The sequence below is a fragment of the Streptococcus sp. 3109 genome (assembly GCF_013276905.1).
Classification (GTDB): Bacteria; Bacillota; Bacilli; order Lactobacillales; family Streptococcaceae; genus Streptococcus.
The window spans coordinates 14,567-36,131 of the sequence record NZ_VMLY01000012.1 but is presented as its reverse complement, the minus strand read 5'-3'; the positions used below and the strand labels follow the sequence as shown (position 1 = coordinate 36,131).

General features: G+C 40.3%; 25 protein-coding genes and 1 pseudogene. All 26 read right to left on the bottom strand.

Annotated elements, in window-relative coordinates:
- Positions 1 to 35: 35 nt before the first annotated feature.
- Positions 36 to 335: a preprotein translocase subunit YajC gene (yajC, locus tag HT698_RS06985; RefSeq protein WP_042900241.1), complete on the bottom strand. Its 300-nt coding sequence runs from the start codon at positions 333 to 335 to the stop codon at positions 36 to 38.
- Between the two features lie 125 nt (positions 336 to 460).
- Positions 461 to 2,437: a transketolase gene (tkt, locus tag HT698_RS06980; protein ID WP_173218204.1), complete on the bottom strand. Its 1,977-nt coding sequence runs from the start codon at positions 2,435 to 2,437 to the stop codon at positions 461 to 463.
- Positions 2,438 to 2,550: 113 nt separating this feature from the next.
- Positions 2,551 to 3,642, bottom strand: coding sequence for an L-ascorbate 6-phosphate lactonase (gene ulaG, locus HT698_RS06975; protein WP_173218202.1), 1,092 nt, complete (start codon positions 3,640 to 3,642; stop codon positions 2,551 to 2,553).
- 111 nt (positions 3,643 to 3,753) lie between these two features.
- Positions 3,754 to 5,431: pseudogene (locus HT698_RS06970) on the bottom strand (transcription antiterminator).
- A 166-nt stretch (positions 5,432 to 5,597) separates the two neighbouring features.
- Positions 5,598 to 6,305, bottom strand: a complete 708-nt coding sequence (locus HT698_RS06965) for an L-ribulose-5-phosphate 4-epimerase (protein ID WP_173218200.1) — start codon at positions 6,303 to 6,305, stop codon at positions 5,598 to 5,600.
- A 1-nt stretch (position 6,306) separates the two neighbouring features.
- Complete coding sequence (locus tag HT698_RS06960; RefSeq protein WP_000113589.1) at positions 6,307 to 7,170, bottom strand: L-ribulose-5-phosphate 3-epimerase; 864 nt, start codon at positions 7,168 to 7,170, stop codon at positions 6,307 to 6,309.
- A 3-nt stretch (positions 7,171 to 7,173) separates the two neighbouring features.
- Entirely contained in the window at positions 7,174 to 7,839 is a 666-nt protein-coding gene (locus HT698_RS06955) for a 3-keto-L-gulonate-6-phosphate decarboxylase UlaD (protein WP_172924266.1), read from the bottom strand.
- Positions 7,840 to 7,855: 16 nt separating this feature from the next.
- Positions 7,856 to 8,341, bottom strand: a complete 486-nt coding sequence (locus HT698_RS06950; protein WP_001049925.1) for a PTS sugar transporter subunit IIA — start codon at positions 8,339 to 8,341, stop codon at positions 7,856 to 7,858.
- Positions 8,342 to 8,417: 76 nt separating this feature from the next.
- On the bottom strand, positions 8,418 to 8,699 hold the full coding sequence (locus HT698_RS06945) for a PTS sugar transporter subunit IIB (RefSeq protein WP_000241466.1): 282 nt from the start codon (positions 8,697 to 8,699) through the stop codon (positions 8,418 to 8,420).
- Between the two features lie 22 nt (positions 8,700 to 8,721).
- The gene (locus HT698_RS06940) at positions 8,722 to 10,179 is read right to left on the bottom strand and encodes a PTS ascorbate transporter subunit IIC (RefSeq protein WP_173218198.1); all 1,458 of its coding nucleotides are present in this window, start codon (positions 10,177 to 10,179) and stop codon (positions 8,722 to 8,724) included.
- Between the two features lie 130 nt (positions 10,180 to 10,309).
- A complete protein-coding gene (locus HT698_RS06935) occupies positions 10,310 to 10,933 on the bottom strand; it encodes a ribonuclease P (RefSeq protein WP_173218214.1) in 624 nt (207 codons plus the stop codon).
- Between the two features lie 50 nt (positions 10,934 to 10,983).
- The gene (gene jag / locus HT698_RS06930) at positions 10,984 to 11,970 is read right to left on the bottom strand and encodes an RNA-binding cell elongation regulator Jag/EloR (protein WP_023939879.1); all 987 of its coding nucleotides are present in this window, start codon (positions 11,968 to 11,970) and stop codon (positions 10,984 to 10,986) included.
- A gap of 17 nt (positions 11,971 to 11,987) precedes the next feature.
- Positions 11,988 to 12,812: a membrane protein insertase YidC gene (locus HT698_RS06925; RefSeq protein ID WP_345789470.1), complete on the bottom strand. Its 825-nt coding sequence runs from the start codon at positions 12,810 to 12,812 to the stop codon at positions 11,988 to 11,990.
- A complete protein-coding gene (gene rnpA / locus HT698_RS06920) occupies positions 12,787 to 13,158 on the bottom strand; it encodes a ribonuclease P protein component (RefSeq protein ID WP_000739245.1) in 372 nt (123 codons plus the stop codon). The genes HT698_RS06925 and rnpA overlap by 26 nt, the downstream gene beginning before the upstream one ends.
- Before the next feature lie 149 nt (positions 13,159 to 13,307).
- Complete coding sequence (locus HT698_RS06915; protein WP_173218195.1) at positions 13,308 to 14,498, bottom strand: acetate kinase; 1,191 nt, start codon at positions 14,496 to 14,498, stop codon at positions 13,308 to 13,310.
- A 50-nt stretch (positions 14,499 to 14,548) separates the two neighbouring features.
- Positions 14,549 to 15,502 (bottom strand): class I SAM-dependent methyltransferase, encoded by a 954-nt coding sequence (locus HT698_RS06910; RefSeq protein WP_173218193.1) that lies wholly within the window; start codon positions 15,500 to 15,502, stop codon positions 14,549 to 14,551.
- Between the two features lie 60 nt (positions 15,503 to 15,562).
- Positions 15,563 to 16,150: a class I SAM-dependent methyltransferase gene (locus tag HT698_RS06905; protein WP_173218191.1), complete on the bottom strand. Its 588-nt coding sequence runs from the start codon at positions 16,148 to 16,150 to the stop codon at positions 15,563 to 15,565.
- Positions 16,151 to 16,182: 32 nt separating this feature from the next.
- Positions 16,183 to 16,596: a competence type IV pilus minor pilin ComGG gene (comGG, locus tag HT698_RS06900; protein WP_112445367.1), complete on the bottom strand. Its 414-nt coding sequence runs from the start codon at positions 16,594 to 16,596 to the stop codon at positions 16,183 to 16,185.
- Complete coding sequence (gene comGF / locus HT698_RS06895) at positions 16,574 to 17,035, bottom strand: competence type IV pilus minor pilin ComGF (RefSeq protein ID WP_173218189.1); 462 nt, start codon at positions 17,033 to 17,035, stop codon at positions 16,574 to 16,576. The genes comGG and comGF overlap by 23 nt, the downstream gene beginning before the upstream one ends.
- Positions 16,998 to 17,300, bottom strand: a complete 303-nt coding sequence (gene comGE, locus HT698_RS06890; protein ID WP_071478895.1) for a competence type IV pilus minor pilin ComGE — start codon at positions 17,298 to 17,300, stop codon at positions 16,998 to 17,000. Before comGE ends, comGF begins: the two co-directional genes overlap by 38 nt.
- A complete protein-coding gene (comGD, locus tag HT698_RS06885; protein WP_240147371.1) occupies positions 17,263 to 17,667 on the bottom strand; it encodes a competence type IV pilus minor pilin ComGD in 405 nt (134 codons plus the stop codon). The genes comGE and comGD overlap by 38 nt, the downstream gene beginning before the upstream one ends.
- Positions 17,660 to 17,986 (bottom strand): competence type IV pilus major pilin ComGC, encoded by a 327-nt coding sequence (gene comGC / locus HT698_RS06880; RefSeq protein WP_173218185.1) that lies wholly within the window; start codon positions 17,984 to 17,986, stop codon positions 17,660 to 17,662. The genes comGD and comGC overlap by 8 nt, the downstream gene beginning before the upstream one ends.
- Before the next feature lies 1 nt (position 17,987).
- Positions 17,988 to 19,004 carry a competence type IV pilus assembly protein ComGB gene (comGB, locus tag HT698_RS06875; protein ID WP_173218183.1) on the bottom strand — a complete coding sequence of 339 codons (1,017 nt, stop codon included), beginning with the start codon at positions 19,002 to 19,004 and terminating at the stop codon, positions 17,988 to 17,990.
- Positions 18,952 to 19,893, bottom strand: a complete 942-nt coding sequence (gene comGA / locus HT698_RS06870; RefSeq protein ID WP_173218181.1) for a competence type IV pilus ATPase ComGA — start codon at positions 19,891 to 19,893, stop codon at positions 18,952 to 18,954. The genes comGB and comGA overlap by 53 nt, the downstream gene beginning before the upstream one ends.
- Positions 19,894 to 19,969: 76 nt before the next feature.
- A complete protein-coding gene (locus HT698_RS06865; protein WP_173218179.1) occupies positions 19,970 to 20,335 on the bottom strand; it encodes a DUF1033 family protein in 366 nt (121 codons plus the stop codon).
- Positions 20,336 to 20,484: 149 nt separating this feature from the next.
- Positions 20,485 to 21,543, bottom strand: coding sequence for a zinc-dependent alcohol dehydrogenase family protein (locus HT698_RS06860; protein ID WP_173218177.1), 1,059 nt, complete (start codon positions 21,541 to 21,543; stop codon positions 20,485 to 20,487).
- Positions 21,544 to 21,565: the final 22 nt, after the last annotated feature.

Below are 21,565 nucleotides of genomic sequence, written 5' to 3'. Positions count from 1 at the left end.
TCTTTTATAGAAAAACGGGAGTTAGTAATCCCGTCTTATTTTTCAATTGCGCCTTCGAGTGAAGCTGTTTCTTTCAGCGGCAATACGGTCTTGATAGCAGCTAGTTCAAAAGTCAAGTAAACTCCATCTACATCAAGAACAATCGTTCTCTTCTCCGTATCTACTTCATCGACTGTTCCGTAAAGTCCACCGATTGTAATCACTTCATAGCCTTTTTGTAGTTTGTTTAAACTTTCCATACGTTTTTGTGCTTGTTTCTTTTGAGAGCGTTGCGTAAAGAACATCAAACCCATCATAAGGACTAGTATGATTAAAAATGTATAATTTGGATTCATTAGTTTCTCCTTTGTCTTTTACATAGGACTACTATATCAAATTTCAGCTACTTTTACAAGATTGTACCTTGCTTTTCTAGTAAGAAAAACCAGAAAAACCAGAGCTTACGCCCTGATTTTTAGGATTATTTCAAGTTTTGAACGACTTTTACAAGATTTTCAACAGTAAAGCCATATTCTGCCAATACTTTTGGTGCTGGGGCAGAGGCTCCGAAGGTATCAATACCAAGAACAGCACCATCTAGACCAACATATTTGTACCAGTTTTGACTTGCACCCATTTCGACTGCAACACGACGGCGAACTGCATTTGGAAGGATTTCTTCCTTGTAAGCTGCATCTTGTTTATCAAAGACATCTGTAGATGGCATGCTGACTACGCGGACTTTTTCGCCTTGACTAGCCAATTCTTTAGCAGCTGAGACAGCTAGATTGACCTCTGAACCTGTCGCAATCAAGATTGTATCAAAATCTGCTGCATTTTCATAGACGACATAAGCACCTTTAGCAACCTTGTCGAAGTCTGTTCCCTCTTCAACAGTCAAGTTTTGACGTGTCAAGACAAGGGCAGTTGGTGTTTTCTCACTTGTCACTGCAAGGTACCAAGCTGCTTGCGTTTCACACGCATCTGCTGGACGGAAAACATTTAGATTTGGCATAGCACGAAGTCCTGCTAAGTGCTCAACTGGTTCGTGAGTTGGACCATCTTCCCCAACTGCAATAGAATCGTGGGTAAAGACATAAGTCACAGGAAGACCTTGCAAGGCTGACAAGCGGACAGCTGCCTTCACATAGTCAGAGAAGACGAAGAAAGTTCCACCGTATACACGAAGTCCACCATGAAGAGCCATCCCGTTCAAGATCGTTCCCATTGCAAATTCGCGGACACCAAACTGAATGTTACGGTTCAAGCGATTGGCATCGTCTTGAAGTCCGTCAGTCTTGATATAAGTCATGTTTGAGTGAGCTAGGTCAGCTGATCCACCCAAGAAAGTTGGCAACTTAGCTGCCACAACGTTCAAAGCATCCTGACTCGAGTTACGAGTTGCTTGAGAAAAGCCGTTTTCTAAGGTTGGGAAGTCTGCTGGAGTCACTTCAACTGGATCGCGTCCATCAATGATAGCTTCGACTTCTGCAGCCAATTCTGGGTGAGCTTCTTTATAATCAGCAACTAGCTTTGTCCAAGTTTGATAAGCTGATGCACCACGGTCTGCAACATGTTCTTTGAAATCAGCATATACTTGTTCTGGGATTTCAAATGGTTCATATTCCCAACCGAGAGCTTGACGAGTAGCTGCAGTTTCATCTGCTCCAAGAGGAGCACCGTGTACAGCATTAGTTCCTTGTTTGTTTGGAGAACCATATCCAATCACAGTCTTCACTTCAATCAAAGATGGTTTGCCTGAAGCTTTAGCTGTTTCGATAGCAGCATGGATAGCTTCCAAGTCTGTTCCATCTTCAACCAAGGCTGTATGCCAACCGTAAGCATTGTAACGGTCACGAACACTTTCTGTAAAGGAATCCTTTGTCTCACCATCCAAGTTGATGTCATTTGAATCGTAAAGGACAACCAACTTATCTAGCTTTTGCAAGCCTGCGTAAGAAGCCGCCTCGCTTGAGACACCTTCCATCAAGTCTCCGTCTCCACAGATAACATAAGTATAGTGGTCAAAGATATTGTAGCCTTCACGGTTATATTTGGCTGCCAAGAAACGTTCTGCCTGGGCAAAACCAGTAGCAGTTGAAATCCCTTGCCCTAGAGGACCTGTCGTAGCATCAATCCCTGCTGTATGGCCAAATTCTGGGTGACCTGGTGTTTTTGAACCCCATTGACGGAAACTCTTGATTTCATCCATGCTGACATCTTCAAAACCAGAAAGGTGAAGAAGGGCATAAAGAAGCATTGAACCATGACCGGCTGAAAGAATGAAACGGTCGCGGTTAATCCAGTTTGGTTGAGCTGGATTGATACGAAGTTGTTTTGTAAAGAGGCTGTAAGCCATCGGAGCTGCTCCCATGACCACACCTGGGTGACCTGAGTTGGCTTTGTTGATAGCGTCAATACCTAGGAAACGAATTGCATTAACAGATAGATTTGACATAGAATTTCCTTTCTATTTGAGGTGATTATTAGATCACACATTCTATTCTACTATTATATGAAAATTATCCGTATCATGCAACATACGGATAACCTCCAAAGAATATTTTTATATTATAGCAAAGCTTTAAATTGAATGTTAGAGTCTTGTTCAAAACAATCATCAAAACCACGTGGATGATGGTATTCTACTAAGTGTTGATCTTGAGGATAAGTGTACTTACCGCCAACTTCCCAGATAAATGGATGGAAATCGTATTGCAAGCGATCTTTTCTCATTTTCCAAAGTTCTAGAATCTCATTAGTAGAAGCCATGAAGTTAGACCAGATATCATAGTGAACTGGGATAATGACTTTGGTACGCAGATTTTCTGCCATACGAAGAAGGTCGATAGATGTCATTTTATCTTGGATACCTACCGGATTTTCACCATAGTTATTCAAAGCAACATCAATTTTAAAGTCTTTACCATGTTTTGCAAAATAGTTTGAGAAGTGAGAATCTGCACCATGATAGATGGTTCCACCTGGTGTTTCAAAGATATAGTTAACAGCCTTTTGAGCCATTTCTTCATCTGTAACAGCTAAGCCAGCAAGTTCACCGCCTGTCTCATCAGCACCGTTCACTGGGAGAGTTACCAAACAAGTACGGTCAAATGATTCTACTGCATGAATCTTCATATCTTTTAATTCGATAGTGTCACCTGGTTTAACAACGATGATACGTTCTTTTGGAACACCCCATCCTTCCCAGATTCGTCCACAGTGGTAAGGACCGATAAACTTAACATGCTCTAACTTAGGATTGTTGAGAATTGCTGCAGCTGTGTATGGATCGATATGGTCACTATGGAAGTGTGAAACCAAGTAGTAGTCGAGTTCGTTGATAGCAAATGGATCAATAACCATTGGCTGAACACGCAAATTTGGTTGCAACTTACGAACACCTGCCATATTTGCCATTTGGTGCCCACGAACCATATCTTTCACTTTTTTAGTTGATTTTCCACGGTTTGACCAAAGGTCCATGACAACGTTAGCACCACATGGTGTCTTAATCCAAGTACCACAGTTACCTAGCCACCACATGGCAAAATTGCCTTCAGGTACGACTTCTTCTTCGATTTCTTCGTTCAACCAGGTTCCCCACTCTGGGAAAGTAGCTAAAATCCATGACTCTCTTGTAATTTCTTTGACGTTTGGCATATGTTGCCTCCTTTGGATATAATTGTTATCTTTGAAACTAGTATACCACCCTTCAAAACACTAAAAAAGACCAAGAAAAACACAGGTTTGTGTTCATCATTGGACTGTCCTTCAAATATCTTCCAAAAAAGCTTGAACTACTATTTCTTGATTTATAAGTGTTTGAACCTCTTCTTGGAACTTACTAGCCAACTTGCTGTCTACAATATAAGACGAAATAAGACTAGAAAGATTTTCACTGAAACTTTTGCTCTCATTACGAAATATATTGTGTTTAAGATAGTCTAGCATTTTCAAAATATCTTCTGCTTCAAGGATAGGATTAACCCTTAAAATCGGAAATCTGCTATCCAAATCATCATTAGTAGTAATCACTACATCAACTTGTGCAATATCTTCCACACTCTTAAATTGTTCTGTTGTAAATACAGTGCCAATTTGCTCATTTGGAAAATAAAGTTTGCATTGTTTCAGCAAAAGTCTCGAAACCGCAACACCTTCATCACAAACGAGATAAACTTTTTTCATATTTTTTTGAGACGATGGTGTATACTTTAAAAATCCTCCAATATGAATCGTCAAATAGGCAATATCATCGTCTGTTAGCCGAATAAACCATGCTCCTTCTAAAATTTCCGCAGATTTTCTAGTGACTAAAAATAATTCTCCATACTTGGATCGAATTTGTTTTGTTAGAGGATTTTTAGAAAAAAATACCGTAAGTCTTTCTAAATAACAAGGCTTTACAGTGGATCATCAAATTTCTTAACAAATCATCCTTGTTCTCAATCTCCATTCGGATTTGTGATTCAAAATACCAGATAAATTCTTCTAAAGCAAGTTTTAATTGCCGAAAATCATCACTTTCTGCATGAATATCCAAATCTTTACGATAGGAGAGGAGAAGAACAGCTACAAGAGAAACTTCAAGTTCTGACAAAGAAATTTCAAACTTTTGAAACAACCGTTCTCCTAATTTCTTAGACACCTGATACTCTATTCTTTTTCTTATCAAAGAAAATTCTTTCTCTATATCCTGATGTCTTTCTTGATACTGTTCAACATTATGACAGCTTAACAGCAAATAAGGTAGAACCTGCAACATAAAAGTTACTTCATGATGATTTATTTTCTTCCCTAAATCTTGTTCAACTAAAGGAACCTGTTCCTTAAAAAATTGGTTCATTTCAACAGAAAGCAAACACTCACCATCTAACCTCTCTTTCATCTTATCTTCTAAAATAGATACAAAAGTGGCATTTTCTTCCATAAAAATATGATATAGAAGCGATTGAAGATACTGAATTTTATTAAGAGGAGGGTGGGCATGAAGATGGTATCCCTGTGACTTGCTCACTTGCAAGGTCACCTGATATTGTTCCAAAGTTAGTTGATAACGAATACTATTCAAATCATTGAGAACAGTATTCCTAGACACCTCTGTTAACTCCATCAATTTTTCAATCGTAATACGTTCTTTAGAAATACCTATCCATAGTAACATTATCATCATACGTTCATGCGCACTCATGATATAATCGTACGAATCTACTTCCGATAATAGTTCACAACAAGCATCTCTCTGCTCTTCCGTTAAGTGAATACCAATTCGTGGAATACTAATGATGTGAAGCGCCTCGTCACCCAGAGCAGCATTGATTTTGTCAATGTGATAATAAATTTTCCTTCTTGACTCTTTCAAATCTTTCGAAATCCCCATAATCGTTTTGGACGTTTCTTGATCCATCAAATATTGAAGCAAATCACAACTTGCCTTATCCAGTACCATATTTCATACTCCTCTATCAATCAACTGCCTTGAAAACAACTTTATAATAGTATCACATTCACTAACGCATTTCAATTATCAACAGTAGTCTCTTAACAACGAATACTTACAATTACAAAAGCGAGGCTTGGATTGAAAGGTCCTAGCCTCTTTTCAATTCAATTTCTTATTTCTTTTGACCGTAATAAGCATTTGGTCCATGCTTACGTTGGTAGTGTTTTTCTAGAATGTACTGGGGAGCAGGTTCAACTCTTGGATTGATTTGTTCTGTAAAGCGATTCATCTTTGATACTTCCTCTAGTACGACAGAGTGATAAACAGCATTCTCTGGATTTTTGCCCCAGGTGAATGGACCGTGATTGCGTACAACAATACCTGGTACTTCAACAGGATTGAGACCGCGACGTTCAAACTCTTCTACGATAACCAGGCCAGTATCTTTTTCATAGGCCACTTCTACTTCGTCCTTGGTCAAACTACGGGCGCAAGGGATTGAACCGTAGAAATAGTCTGCATGGGTTGTTCCGTAGAAAGGAATATCACGACCTGCCTGAGCCCAACCAACAGCTTCTGTCGAATGAGTGTGGACCACACTACCAATTTCTGACCAAGCCTTATATAACTGCACATGAGTTGGAAGATCAGAAGATGGTCTTAAATCCCCTTCTAGGACCTTACCATCTAGATCAGTCACTACCATGTTTTCTGGTGTCAATTCGTCATAATCCACACCTGATGGTTTGATAACAATGACACCGAGTTCCCGATCGACTTCAGATACATTCCCCCAGGTAAATTTGACAAGTCCATGTTTTGGTAATGATTGATTGGCATTACAGACTCGTTTACGCATATCGTTTATTACTTGATTCATCTTACATCAAACCTGCTTTCTTAATTAGTGGATAGAGAAAAGCTTGCGCCTCTTGAATGGCTGCGCGTGTTTCTTCTACAGTTTCACAATTTTCAGACCACATTTCGATTAGGAAAGGTCCATTATAATTGGTTTGTTTTAAAATATCGAAAGCTTCTTCCCATTTGACACAACCTTGCCCAAAAGTTACATCTCGGAACTGGCCCTTTGAACTTTCTGTCACTGCATAAGTATCCTTGAGATGGAGAGCTGCGATGGCATGATGCCCAAGATAAAATTCACTGTAGACATCATTATGCCATGCAGATACATTACCAATATCTGGGTATACAAAGAGGTAGGGAGAGTCAATCTCTTTTTCTACAGCCAAGTATTTTTCGATGCTATTGATGAAAGGATCATCCATAATTTCAATAGCAAGTACCACCTGAGCCTCTTCAGCCCAGTCACAAGCTTTTCTCAAATTTTTGATAAAACGTTGGCGTGTCTGGGGTGACTTTTCCTCATAATAAACGTCGTAACCAGCTAATTGAATAGTACGAACTCCCAAGTCTTGGGCTAATTCAATACATTTTTTCATGAGTTCTAGAGATTTTTCCTCTATAACTGGATCATTTGATCCCAATGGGTAGCGACGATGGCCTGAAAAACAGATAGAAGGAATACGAACACCAGTTTTATAGATTGCTTTGACAACTTCCAAACGCTCGTCCTTGCTCCAGTCCAGTCTTGCTAAACGCTCGTCACGTTCATCAATAGACATCTCTACAAAATCAAAGCCTAACTCCTTGGCAAAATTTAAACGTTCTAGCCAAGTAAAGTGTGTCGGGGTTGCCTTTTCATAAATTCCAATTGGACGTGCCATGGTTTACCCCCAAATTCGTCTGATTTCATCCTTGAAGGCACGCGCTGCTCCTGCTGGATCAGCAGCTTCTGTAATTCCACGACCTGCGATGAAGGTAAAGACATCAACGCCTTCAAATAGTTTGAGAGTATCTACATCTAGACCACCTGTTACAGACACACGGAAGCCCATGTCGATGAGTTTTTTAACCTTATTAAGGTCTTTTTCACCCCAAGTCTCACCAGCAAGAAGTGCATCACGAGATTGGTGATAAATAGCTTGTGAGATACCAGCATCTAGCCAAAGCTGAGCTTGTTCAAAAGTCCAATCGCCATAAAGTTCAATCTGGATTTCGCCTCGGTCTCCACGTTCAGCCGTGATAGCCTTTAGAGCCGCTTCCATAGTAGGGATAGTTGCACAACAGATACAAGTCATCCAATCGGCACCACGAACGGCATTATTTTTGGCAACTGTTCCACCAGCATCGGCACATTTTGTGTCTGCCACAATAATCTTATCTGGAAAAAGGTTTCGCAAGACTTCAACCAGTTCACTTCCAACTTGTAATAAGCAAACAGTTCCAGCTTCGATAATATCTACTTCCTGACCAACAGAAACAGCTGCTTTAATCGCTCCTTGCAAGTCTGAATGATCTAATGCAACTTGTAAATTAGGTATTCTTTTTGTCATTTCTTTATTCTTCTTTCTAACTTTCCAAATCCAATCCCTCGAGATAAGGGCTATCCTTAGATTCTTCAATCATAGCCAAGACATCTTCTTTAGTCTGGCAAGCCTGTAAACGTGCAATAGAATCTTCTAATTCAAACAGGGCAATGATTTGTGGAATGGCTACACTTGTGTGAATTTTTGAGCTTGTTGCTGCTAGTGCCAACAAAACTGAAACTTCTTTCCCATCTGAAAATACAACAGGATTTTGTAAGGTGATCAATGAAAAGGCATCTCTTTGCACTCCAGCTTCAGGTCTAGCATGGGGCATAGCCATACCTGGCATTAAGATATAGTATGGGCCATACTCTTCAGTCGATTCAATGATAGCATCGTAATACTCTGGCAAAATTGCTCCACTTTCAATCAAGGGATCTACTGCTACCTTGACTGCTTCTTTCCAGTCTTTAGCTTCTAAACCTAGTCGGATCGAGTCATTGTCAATTAAAGCTTGTTTTAAATTCATATCTGCCTCCTTTATTTAAAGAGGGAGAAGGACAGAAACGATGACTCTCAGTTTCTATCCAGCCCCCTCCAACCTTTTACTGTAGTGCTTGACTGAGTTTTTCAGTGATTTCTTTATCATCCATCAAGTTGTCAAGCCCAATTAACTTCCCATTAGTTCGCCCTTCCAATTCTTGGATCAAATGAAGAGAAGCGATTACGATGTCATATCCTGCTGCTAAACCTTTAGCTTCACCGACACTGCATGAATTGACTGTAAAATCTGTTTGATTAAGCTTACGGAGAGCATTTTCAACCTTCATCTTGATAACCATTGATGAACCCATTCCATTTCCGCACGCTGCTAATACTTTAACCATTTTATTTCTCCTTTTCTAGATACTAAGCTTCTTCTTGAACTGCACCGTTGTAATATTTCTCTTTATCTTTTGCTTTGGCAAATTGAAGTTGAGGAATAACAAGCAAGAAGAGACACACAAGTACATAACCAACAATACCAAGGTATTTGAAGATATATCCAAATCCAAGCCATGGGAATTCAAAGTCGATATTTCCATGGTAACCACCATAAGATGCTAAATCAAGAAGAGCTACACAGAGAGCTCCTAAAGCAACTTGGAGAACACCTGAGATGAAGGATAGGATAACAGCCGCTTTCCATCCACCGCGTTTATCAGCGTAGACCGCAATGGCTGCATTGTCAAAGAACACTGGTACAAATCCTGTAATAATCAGGATAGGGTTTTTAAAGACGATGAGCAAGACAATTGTAATCAATTGACCAATCAAACCAAAGGCAAATCCAGACAAGACAGCATTTGGAGAACCAAATCCATAAGAAGCCGCAACGTCAACCGCTGGGAATGAACCTGGCAACAATTTGTTTGAAATACCTTGGAAGGCATTTGTCAACTCAGATACGAACATGCGGACACCTTGCATCAAAACGAACAAGTAAACTGAGAAGGTGAAGGCTGTTTGGATAATGTACATAAAGAAATCTTGTTTAGCAGGATTGAATAGAGTTCCTGAAGTGATGACTTCTTTATTAGACATAATGTCTGGACCCAAGATTAAAAGAATGGCTCCGAAGAATACGAGCATCAAAGTAGCAGATGCAACAACTGTATCGTGGAAAATTGAGAGGAACTTAGGCAATTTAAGATTATCTAGACTTTCTTCTTTCTTACCAAAGCGTCCTGCCACTTTATCTACAAACCAGATTGCAAATTGTTGTTGGTGACCAATCGCAAAACCGCCACCACCAGTCAAGCGTTGAGTTGCCTCAACAGTCATATTTGAACTAACTGCCCAGTAAAGGCCACAGATGATACCAATAGCTGCTGTACCATAAGCATTGCGCAATTGTGGGACTAAGAATAGAACCATAAGAGATACAGTCGCAGCTTGTTGCACCATGATGTGACCAGTAATAAAGAGGGTTCTTACTTTCGTGATCTTGCGTAGAGCTACAAGCAAGATATTTACTCCAAAACCGATCAATAGAGCTGTAGTTGCAGTTCCAACGAAATCTGGAAACTCTGCTGCAATTTTGTTGTTTGCTGCAGCAAGTCCAAAGTAAGGGTCAATAACCGCTGCACCGATTTGGAATTTGTAGTTAAGGGCTGCCAAGATTGGACGGAAGGTTGTAACCAAACCACCAGCACCCACGTTGAGCAACATATACCCTACTGTTGCTTTAACGAAACCTGAGAAAACGTCATGAGCAGGTTTTTTCAAAAGTGCATATCCTATTAGCACCAATAAACCTACGAAAAATGCGGGATTCTGCAAAATATTGCTAGAAAACCAATTTAGAACACTTGAAATGACTTCCATAATTGTTCTCCTTTTGAATTGTTTTTGTAAGTTTATTATATAATTTGAAAACGGAAACAAAAAGACCAAGAATTACACAGCGGACTGTTCACTCTTGGACTGTATGATTTATGATATTTTAATGATTAGCTTAGTTTCTCGTAGCTAGATAAAATGGAAGAATTTTATCATAAGATTTCAATAAATTTTCCACGATATCTTCTTCAGATGAATTTTCTGTCACAGAAACATCTACTTTAACTAACACTTTTCGGATTTCTTGACTGCCCATCTTCTTGACTAAGACCTGACGATTTTCTTCGTTCGCCTCCCACCGTTGACTTTGACCATCGGAGTAGGCTAGATAATAAATCTCTTCAACGGTTGGAATGTCTAAAACTTTGGCTTGTTGCTCCAAGGTTTGCTCATCTTTCTTGCGCTCGATAAAACTAACTTCTAGTGAGACACCAAAATCAGAGGGTACTCCATACAAACGAAGAGCCATCATAGGTTCTGTCACTTGTCCGTCTCTCTGTAAATAAACCCAAAAATGTGGTCGTAAACGTTGCACCTGATTCATCCACTGGCTAGTCTGTTGTAGTTCCCATTCTGGATGGCTTGCTTGAAATACTTTAGCCAGTTCTGTAAAAGCCTTTCGTGCCTCTTGACCTTTGTGGCGGAATTCCAGCATCTTCTCTCGTTCTGCTCCCGCTTTATCAGGATTACGGTACTGCAAACCAGCAAAATCTAAATAGTCTCTTATCTTATTCAACATCCGTTTCATCTCCTCTAGCTAGCAAAAAATCAGGTCAAGCCTGATTTTACTTATTCTGTATCTACAACGACATAGCGATTTGGCTCATCACCCTCAGAGTAACTGGTCACGCCATCCATACGTGAAATAATACGGTGGATAATCTTGCGTTCACTATTCGACATTGGATCTGTTTGATGACTGCGTCCTTCTTCTAAAACACGAGTCGCCAATTTTTGCGCATAGGTCTGCAAGACTTCTGCACGGTGTTCAACATAATCATTGACATTGATAGTAATGTAGAAAGTTCTTGAATAGCGGTTGTAAAGATAATTTTGAGCCAACAGTTGCAAGGCCTTCAAGACTTTACCATGGTAGCCGATAATACGACCTGGTTCGTTAGTGTCAATTTGCAAATTGATACTACGACGGTTATAATCATTTGAAAGTGTAGCTTCAACATCCATGTCATCCACAATTGCTTGAACATAGGCAGTCACATCCGTAGCCACCTGGGCAATATCAAAGCTCGGTTCAACTTTCAAGCCCATCTCTGTCAAGTCTTGATTTTCAGTTTGGTCTTGCTCAGTTTCAAGGTCATCAGCGCCCGCTTCTTCCCTCATCGCTTCCTCGATTTGAAGTTCATTTAAAATCTCAATGTGACCAGTTTCTTCCAAGATAGTGCTGGCATGTCTTTCATGTTTTAAGATTTCAGCCTTGACTTCATCAGAAATACCTTGGCCTTCCTCTTCAATCTTTTTAATTGCCTCTACAACATGACCCAAATCAACAGTTGCTTCACTCACCGTCTTCACAGGCTCGTTCAAATCATTGATTTTTTTCGGAACGCCTTTTACTGCCTGTTGGTTTGCTTTGACAACAGTCGTTTCACTAATCGCTTCAATGTCCACTTGGGCTGGTTTTTTACCAAATAAACCAAGAAAGCCTTTTTTCTCCCTAGAAATGACTTTAATATGTGCCTTCTTCCTTGGAATATCTAATTCTTTCAATCCTTTCTGGATCGCTTCTTCAACAGTTGAACCTGTAAATACTACCATTACCAGATTCCTCCTTATTATTTCGTTTTCTGAGCCTTTTTCTTGGCTTTTCTTTTTCTATTTTCCAAATCTTTCTGTGCCTGAACTACCGCCTTGCGCTCTGCGATAATCTTGAATGGATTGTTCAAGAAATAGGTTTGCAAGACTTGGTAAGCATTGGACACTGTCCAGTAGAGGGCGACTCCACCCGGCGCATAAACTGCAAAGATAAAAATCAAGATTGGAATCCCATACATCATCGCCGTCGTAGCTCCATTACGCTCAGACAAGGCCTTGTTGGACAACCAAGTACTTAAAAAGGTAAATACAGCTGCTAAAATCGGAAGAACAAAGGTTGTATCCACACCACCAAGGTTAATCCATAAGAAATGACCTGTCTTTAAAAAGTCAACTCTTGATAAGGCTTGGAACAAGGCCAAAATAACCGGCATCTGAATCAAAATTGGCCAAAGAGAATCTGACTGTCTGACACCCATTTCTTTAAAGACCTTACGCATTTCTTGCTCTAGCTTGGTTCTGCTCTCCATATCTCGACCTGGATATTGTTCTCGAAGCGCCTTAATGCGTGGTTGAGCTTCCTGCATTTTTCTAGAAGCCACCATTTGCACCTGAAAGACTGGCAAGAGCACTGTACGAATCAAGACCGTAAAGAGAATAATCCCCACTCCGATACTGATATCAAACGATAAAAAGCGAATGATTTCCGCAAAGAAGTAAACCAATTTACTCCAAAAATCAGCCGAATCGGCTGTAATATCGCTAGTTGCCCCATTAGTCGCACAGGCTGTCATGATCAATAGAGACAGTCCTAGCAAACTAGTCAACTGTAGTTTCTTTTTCACTCCCATTTCCTTCCTGGTAAATCTTTGATAATTTTAATACGTGGAGTAGATTTTTCTCCATCTCTGCGTATCCCAAGGTTTCGACCCCTTTTCGAGCAATGACAACAAAATCGACATCTTCTACCAGACTCCCTTTGGCATTCTGGATAATATGCCGAATCCGTCGCTTAATTTGATTTCTAGTGACGGCATTCCCCAGTTTTTTGCTAACTGATAGACCTACTCGAAAATGGTTTTTCTGGTTTTCTAACTGGTAGACAACAAATTTACGATTGGCAAAACTTGTCCCCTCCTTGAAAATCGCCTTAAAATCTTTCTCTCTTTTTACACGAAAGTTTTTCTTCAAAACTCAACTCCATCTATTAAATTACTACTATTATACCATATTTTTCAAAAAAGCCAATCATAGCAAGGTTTTGCACAATTTCACCATAAAAAGAAGCTGGAAAAATCTCTTTCCCAACTCCTTGTACGGAATATTTTTTCTAATTTTACTTATTTTTTCAAGCGTTCAACGTCACGGGCAATGACCAATTCTTCATCTGTTGGAATAACCAAGACACGAATCTTCGCGGCATCTGTTGAGATGTCTCCTGTCACACCAAAGACATTCTTTTCATCATCAACATCACAGCCAAACCACGAAATTCCTGAGATTACATTACGACGGAAATTTGCTGCATTTTCACCAACACCTGCTGTGAAAACAATGGCATCTGCTCCATTTAGCACTGCAAGGTACTGACCGATATATTTTTGGATACGGTCAACATACATTTCATAAGCCAAGCTAGCGTCGTGATTCCCTTCTGCTACAGCTGCTTCTATATCGCGCATATCGCTAGAATTAGCAGAAACTCCCAAAAGACCTGATTCACGGTTAAGGACGCGACTAATATCTTCAGGCGTGTTAAAATCCTCTGTATATTGCATTAAGTAAGGAATGATAGCTGGATCAATATCCCCTGTACGCGTTCCCATCATAATCCCACCAAGAGGAGTGAAGCCCATAGAAGTGTCGATAGACTTACCAGCTTTCACAGCTGTAATTGAGCCTCCGTTACCAATATGACAGGTAATCAACTTCAAGTCTTCTAATGGACGTCCCAAGAGTTTTGCAGCTTCTCCTGCTACAAACTGGTGACTTGTACCGTGGGCACCATATTTACGAACCTTGTTTTCTGTGTAATATTTTGTTGGTAGAGGGTAGCGATAAGCTTTCTCTGGCATACTTGTGTGGAAGGAAGTATCAAAAACAACTACACTGGTAATGTCTGGCAACAATTCCTTGAAGGCACGAATACCTGCTGCATTGGCTGGATTGTGGAGAGGAGCCAACAAGCTCAACTCTTCAACTTTTTCTAAAACATCCCCCTCAACAACCGTTGATTCTTTGAAATATTCTCCACCTGCAACAACACGGTGTCCAACACCTGTAATCTCGTCATAAGCCTTGATAATATCGAAACGAATCAAGTCATCCAATAAGATTTTAACAGCTTGTGTGTGATTTTCGATATCCAAAATTTGTTGCTCAGAACGGCCGTCAAATTTTACAGTTGAAATTGAATCTTTCAAACCAATCCGTTCAATTAAACCTTTAGCAAGAACTTTTTCCTCTGGCATTTGATAAAGTTGCCATTTCAAACTTGAACTTCCTGCATTGATTGCAATTGTTTTTGTCATAACATGATACCCCTTTTTAAGCGTTTTCAACTATTATAACAAAATCTATTTTATATTTCAGTACCTTGAGTCCATTTTTGAAAATTTTCTTTAAATTTCATTAAAACACTTGCATCTTGCAAGCTAGCAAGTGGATAAACAAAAGGCTCTACTGCTATTTCATTTTTCTTCTGTAGGATAAAAATAGTCTTAGATTGTTTAGCATTAGCAAAGAGATTTTCAGGTAAACTAATCATGGCAACCAGACTTGCCTCCTCTTTCAACCAGCCTTTCAACAAATCACTTTGAGGGCTGGTCAACAAATCACTCGGAGCTAGAAAAATAGCGTATCCGTCTGACTTGAGGTACTTAAGTCCTTGTTCCATGAGCAAGTGATGGGCGTAAGTATGTTCTTGACTGGAAGCAACTTGATGACGCGACGCAACGGCGTCATCAGGATAATAGCCAACAGGCAAGTCGCTGATGACCACATCGCTTTCTTTGAGCATTTGTGGACGAACGGCATCTCCTTGAACAAAGCCGGCCTGCAATCCGATCACATCTGCCATGCTAGCTGCCAAATCAATCAGCAAATCATCCACTTCCATTCCCAAGTAATCCACTTTTTTAGCAAGCGAGGTCAAAAAAGTAGCGCCTAGAATTCCCATCCCAGACCCCATTTCGAGGATAGTGATTTCCTCCTTTTGAGACAACTCTTCCACAATAAACACCAAAAGTAAGGCAATAGCATCCGGTGTAAATTGGTGATTGGCCTGCAAAGGTTCTGTCTGCCCAGCCTTCATCAAGAGAAACTGGTAGGTCTTGAGCCATTCTTCTTTGCGTAGTGCTAAACGCTTAAGGGCTTGATTGTTCTCCTTGATCTGCTCTAGTTCAGTTTCACCGTCCAGATAGATGCTGTTTTGCTCCACCAGGGCGTCATAAAAGTTGGTCGCCAAATCACTTTGAATGACTTGGACATTCTCTAGTAAATAGGTATAAGCTTGTTCAATTTTTTCAAAATCCATATTCCTATCTTATCAAATTTCCCTTCTTTTTTCCATCCTTATAGAAAAATCACTCCCTGACTAGGCGAGTGATTTTTGGGCTACTGTTAAAAAGAGTTCTGAGTAATTTCCTTGAAACAGGTCTTTAGCGCTATAGAGAATCTGACTATGCACAGATGAAAAACCAAACTGGGCTAGCTTGTTTTCCAGTTCAACCAATTCAAATCCATGATGGCTAGCTTCTGTCTTGGTAAAATCAGCAACGAGGAGTTGTCCATTTTCTCTCAGATGTTGATGAAACAGTGAGAGAGCCGCATCCAAATCAGGCATATGATGAAGAACACGACAAACAACAATGAGATCAAATTGCTGCTCCAAGGGATTTTTCAATAAATCTTGCTCCAAAAACTGGATATTCTTGATGTCTTGTCGCTCCGCTTTCAAACGAGCTTGCTCCAGCATTTTCTCTGAAATATCCACCAATGTTACAGACTTTGCTTGTTTGGCCAGAGGCAAGGCTAATAGCCCCGTCCCTCCACCGAAATCCAAAATTTCTTTGTCTGATAGAAGATCAATCTGTTTCTCGACTGCTTGACAAACCAAGTTTGCAAGAAAGATATTTTTAGGGGAATCGAAAGTTTCTGCTTTGTGGTTAAAATCATGTTTCATATTTTTAGTTTAGCACAAAGTAGCTTGATTAGCTAGGAATTCTCTTTCTTTTCAGGCTTCTCTTCTGATTTTTTCTTCTCCGCTTTTTCGCTTGAATCGGTCGCTACCTCTTCCTTTTTATCCTTTTTCTCTTCTTTGATTTTGACTGAAGGAAAGATGAATTCATATTGTCTCTTAGGCGTACGAACCCTTGTCACCAAGTTTGTTTTCTTGTTTTGATAGCTTACCTGACCCAGATTAAAGACCTGTTCCCCGCTTTCTTGCTCGGCTTTATCCTTGGTTCGTTTAGCCATGGCAAAAGCAATCAGTTTTTCTTTATTCAAAGCATAGTCTTGATAGTGGGCGACTTGTCGGTTCAAGTAAAATTGTAACAAAAGACTAAAAATGGCTGCCATGCTGACTGCATAGAGGAGAACACCTGCCTTAACTTTTTTCTTTTTCCACACGATAGATGAACTCCCTTTCTAAGCCTTTTTGGAATTGAAAACGAAAGCGCACCAGTTGATTGTCCTCTGTAATCTGCGCAGATTTGAGACCATAAACCATAGGCTGATAACCCCGTCCACTGGCATCGGTTTTCCGAAAATCGTCTGACTTTGACTTACCGATGGCGATGTCCTTGCCATCCTGCTTCATATAAATGCGATTGTCTTCCACTTTTTCAAACTGCGAACGGTCTAATTCTGCCTCCAACTGGTCCACAAACAGGAGCCACTCCTTTTGCTCGCTTTGTTGCTGGTAGCGAACTTCTGAAATGAGGAGCTGACTCATGGCTTGAAAGAGGAGTAAGCTTCCACTGATGACAATAAGAGCAATAAGGGATTCCAACAAGGTGAAAGCCTTGACCTTATGGCTCTTTGATAGCCAACAACTGTTCTGAACCATGATAAACCTCCAATCCCTTTTCACTAGAAAACACCTGAATCTCCACTCCATTTATGTTTACCTGATTTTGACCTGTCTGCAGAGCCATCTTAGCGACACGCACAACTTCTTCTTTCTGCAAGATTTTTGCTTCTTCTTGCCTATTTTTTTGAATTTGTCCCAAAAGGAGGGTCGCAATGCTAGCAAAAATAGCTAGAGCGACTACTGCTTCCAGTAAAATCACTGCCCTAATTTTTTGTTTCCTTAATGCGTTTAATTTTTCCATTTCCTAAATATAATTGATAGCGAATCGCTCCTTTACTGGTCTGAAATTCAACCTTAGCCAGAGACGAATTGCCCCCAGCTCGGTCAAATGTGATACTTTGTCCCGATGGTGCTTGAATTCCTTTAGGAACTGTCAGCTTTTGACTGCCATTGCTAATGGTCTTTCCGTCTATGCTCAAACTTGTCTTTTGCTGACTAGCTACACTGCGTTTTTGAGTTTCCCGATAAAGTTCTTCAAACTCCATAAAGAAAATCTGCTCCTCTACTGCTGCAAAAGTGGACTGAACAGAACCAGACAATCCCAAGGCAAGGATACTCACAAGACCCAAAACCAATAGACTTTCCAGCATGGTAAAGGCCTTAATCATTGACTTTACGATTTGCTCCTCCGTTTTTAGTATAGTATTCATTATAGGCTTTAGCCTGTTCAGAAGTAATACGCCCATCTGCTTGTAACTTGCTTAGGCTAGCATCTTCATTTTTATCCAAGCTATAAAGCTCTGCCTGGCTTTCTACCACCTTAACAACAGCAGCTTTTCCTTTGTCGTTGACAGCCTCTTTTTGCTTGGTCAGATTAGGTACAAAGAGCAAGAGAAGCACGCTGATGATTAAAAGGACCACTAACATCTCTACCAGAGTGAAAGCTTTAACCTTAGCTTTTTTCAAGAATGTCATCATTTTTTTCATGTTAAAAATTTACCTCCATATTTTGATACATGGGAATGAGCATTGCCGCATAAAGTAAAACGATAATCAGAGCCACAAAGATAAAAACCAGTGGCTGCACCAAATTCATGGTGCGATTGACTCGGGTAAAAAAGGCTTCCCAAGTTTTTTCAGCATAGATTTCCAACTCACTACCCAGCTTGGACTTGACTTCCCCATACTCGATGATGAGACTCAACTCCTTTTTAAAGAAAGGATAGGTTCCTATCGTCTGAGAAAATTCACGGCCATTTTGTAGGGACTGAGCCAAATCTTGACCGATTTCTTTAAAGAGCTGGGAACCTTGTTCCTGCATGATTTGAAAAATCTGCGTCAGCTCCATTCCCTGCGAAATCATATTCCCCCATTCACGCGCATAATAGGCTGTCAAATAGGTCTGCACAAAGATTCCAAGAAAGGGAAGGCGTGCTAGGATAGAAAAGACGCGCATCTTAGAACTTCTTTTATAAAAAGTTAGTGCTAAAAGGGCAAGTATGGAAACAAACCCTAGCATTCCTAGAAAAATTTGTGGCAGATTGCCAATAATTTGGGTGGCAATATTACTACTATCCAGTTGTGGAAATAGATAGTTACGGAGTCCCAGCATGATTAAGAGAAGAAATCCCAGTAAAATCAAGGGATAGGTCGCTACTTCAATTAGTTTTTTCTTGACCTTGGCCAGATTGTCTAGATATTCTTCTATCTTTCCCAAACTCAGGTGAAGATTGCCATGGACTTCCGCTAGGGATAACTGAGTGACAATGGCACTTGAAAAGCCCAAACTAGCCATCATTTCTGAGAATGATTTCCCCTGAGACAAGCCCGTGCGCATCTGGGTCACACACTGCTTGTTCAACAAGGCACTCCTATCTAAAAAGGAGATGGTCTCCACCAGATGAAAACCGCTGGAAAAGAGATTGTTAAACAGGGTGATGATATTTTTTTGCTTAGCTGTAGCTAATTTTTTCCGTTTCAGCCTGAAGACTTGTGATATGTCCATCTTTAAGAAGCTGGTCAATCTGTTCATTCCAGCTAGTTGACTGGTGTTCTTGATAGTCTTTGTTTGCAAAGTCAACGATTCCTCCTCCCCCGATTAATCTCTGGTAGCAGACCCCTTGCAGAACGACTGCTAATTCCTCCTCACTCACACCCAACTCCAGCAGGCGTTCATAAACACCTCGAATACTCTTGGCATGAATGGTTGAAAAGACTGTCGCCCCTGTCAAACTGGCTCTGACCACTGCACGCGCCGTCTCGCTGTCACGAATTTCTCCGATAATCAGGAGATCTGGTCGATGACGTAGGGAAAGCTTAATCAGATTTTCATAGGTCAGTCCGATTGCTTCATTTAGCTGCAACTGGAGCATGTCCTCCTGCTTGATTTCGACAGGATCTTCGATGGACATGACTTGCTGTTCTTTAAAGAGGGACTTGGCCAATTCATGCATCAAGGTCGTCTTGCCACTTCCGACCGGACCAGCAAAAAGATAAAGTCCCCGTTGCCTGTACTGCTTGCCCAGTTCATCAATATCCTGAAACCAAAAATGCAAATCCTGCTCCTCATCATGCAACAAGCGAATGACTAAACTCTCCTGCCCTCGATAATCGCCTACAGTAGATAAACGTAGGGACGCCATCTTCTGGTCATATTCATAATCACAGGAACCCAGTTGACTACGTCGCTTTTCTCCCACATTCATACCTGCCACAAACTTAAAGTGACTGATGACGGCCGCAAATTTTTCAAAATCATAACAACCGATTTTACAGCGCTCGTCTCCTACCCTCATATGAAGCTCATAGGCATCTAACTTGGGGACAAAATAAATATCCTGCGCCCCTTTTTTCCGAGCCGAACGAATGATTTCTTGTGCAATTTCTTGAACCATACTTACCTCCTCACCTAAACTATTCGCAAAGATTTGGGAAAATAAAAAAAGCAACTCCAAAAAAGTTACTTTTTCTCTATTTTAATTTCATACGGCAAGAACGGTGCCTTTCCTTACCTGTTTGTTTTTCATAGCCTGGGCGTAGTTTTTCATCTGGAATAACCTGCTCATCCTGCAAAAGAGCCAAAGAATGGTATTGTTGTAAATACTCGTCACATTCATCACACCAGCGTTGGTCTTCTGGATCCCAAAAAATGGTCATCAAATCACTTCTACTTTTATAAAGAGGAGATTCTCGTTCCAATCTAAACCAGCAAGTTTTGTAGTATTTGAGAGCATCATAATACTGGTCAAATTTCTTACTTGCTACAATATCTTCTTCCCAACCTTCTAAGAACCACCACGGTTCAAAATCTCCGTACATTTCTATAACACGATACATATTCATTCATTCCTTTGTACCGTATATTATAACCAATTCCGCTAAACAAGGAAAGAAATATGCTCATTGCTTATTTTTCAGATAAAAAATCCAGCCATCCTATGATGGCTGAATTTCTATTTGCTTATGTTCCAAAATCTTTTTACTACTTAAGCTTCTGAAATATCGTTTTCGATGATGACCTTAATGGCATGGTGGTCTGCTGCCTTACTGAAAACTTCATAGGCTTTTTCAATTTCACTTAGTTTGAAATAATGAGTTACCAATTTTTCTGGTTCAATCTTATGACTTTCAAGAGCTTTCAACAATTGTGGAGTGGTATTTGTAGATACCAAACCAGTTGTTACATTGATGTTACGAATCCAAAGTTTATCCAAATCGAATTCAACTGGTTTACCATGCACACCACAGTTGGCAACCGTTCCGTCTACACCGATAATCTTTTGACAGAAATCAAATGTTGCAGGAATACCAACAGCTTCGATAGCAACATCTACCCCACGGCCATCTGTCAAATCATAAATTTCTTTAATGGCTTTTTCAGGGTCTGAAGAATTAATCTTATGAGTCGCACCGAATGATACAGCAGTTTCCAAGCGGTTATTGTCTAAGTCCACCATCATCAATTTAGCTGGTGAATAGAATTGAGCTGTCAAAAGAGCTGCTAAACCAACTGGACCTGAACCAATAATGGCTACGCTGCAACCAGGTTCTACTTTCCCTTTTAAGACACCAATTTCATATCCAGTAGGCAGAATGTCTGATAGCATAACCAAGGCTTCATCTGACAAGGCTTCTGGAGTGTGGTAAAGAGTGTTATCTGCATGAGGGACACGTAGATACTCAGCCTGCATACCGTCAATCAAGTGACCGAAAATCCAGCCCCCTTCGTCTTCACAGTGGGCATAAATTCCTTTTTTACAGTAGTAGCATTTACCGCAGGCACAAACACAAGAAATCAAGACCTTATCGCCTTTTTTGAAGTTAGAAACTCCTTCCCCAACTTCTTCAACAATCCCAATTCCTTCGTGACCAAGAATGGTACCACTTTGACAAGCAGGAACATCCCCTTTGATAATATGGAGGTCTGTTCCACAAATAGTGGTTTTTACGATACGCACAATAGCGTCTGTTGGCTTGCGAAGCACTGGTTTGTCAACGTCAACAAAAGAAGCAAGTCCTGGTTTAACATAAGTATAGGCTTTCATAAAGCACTCCTCCGTTTTTTTA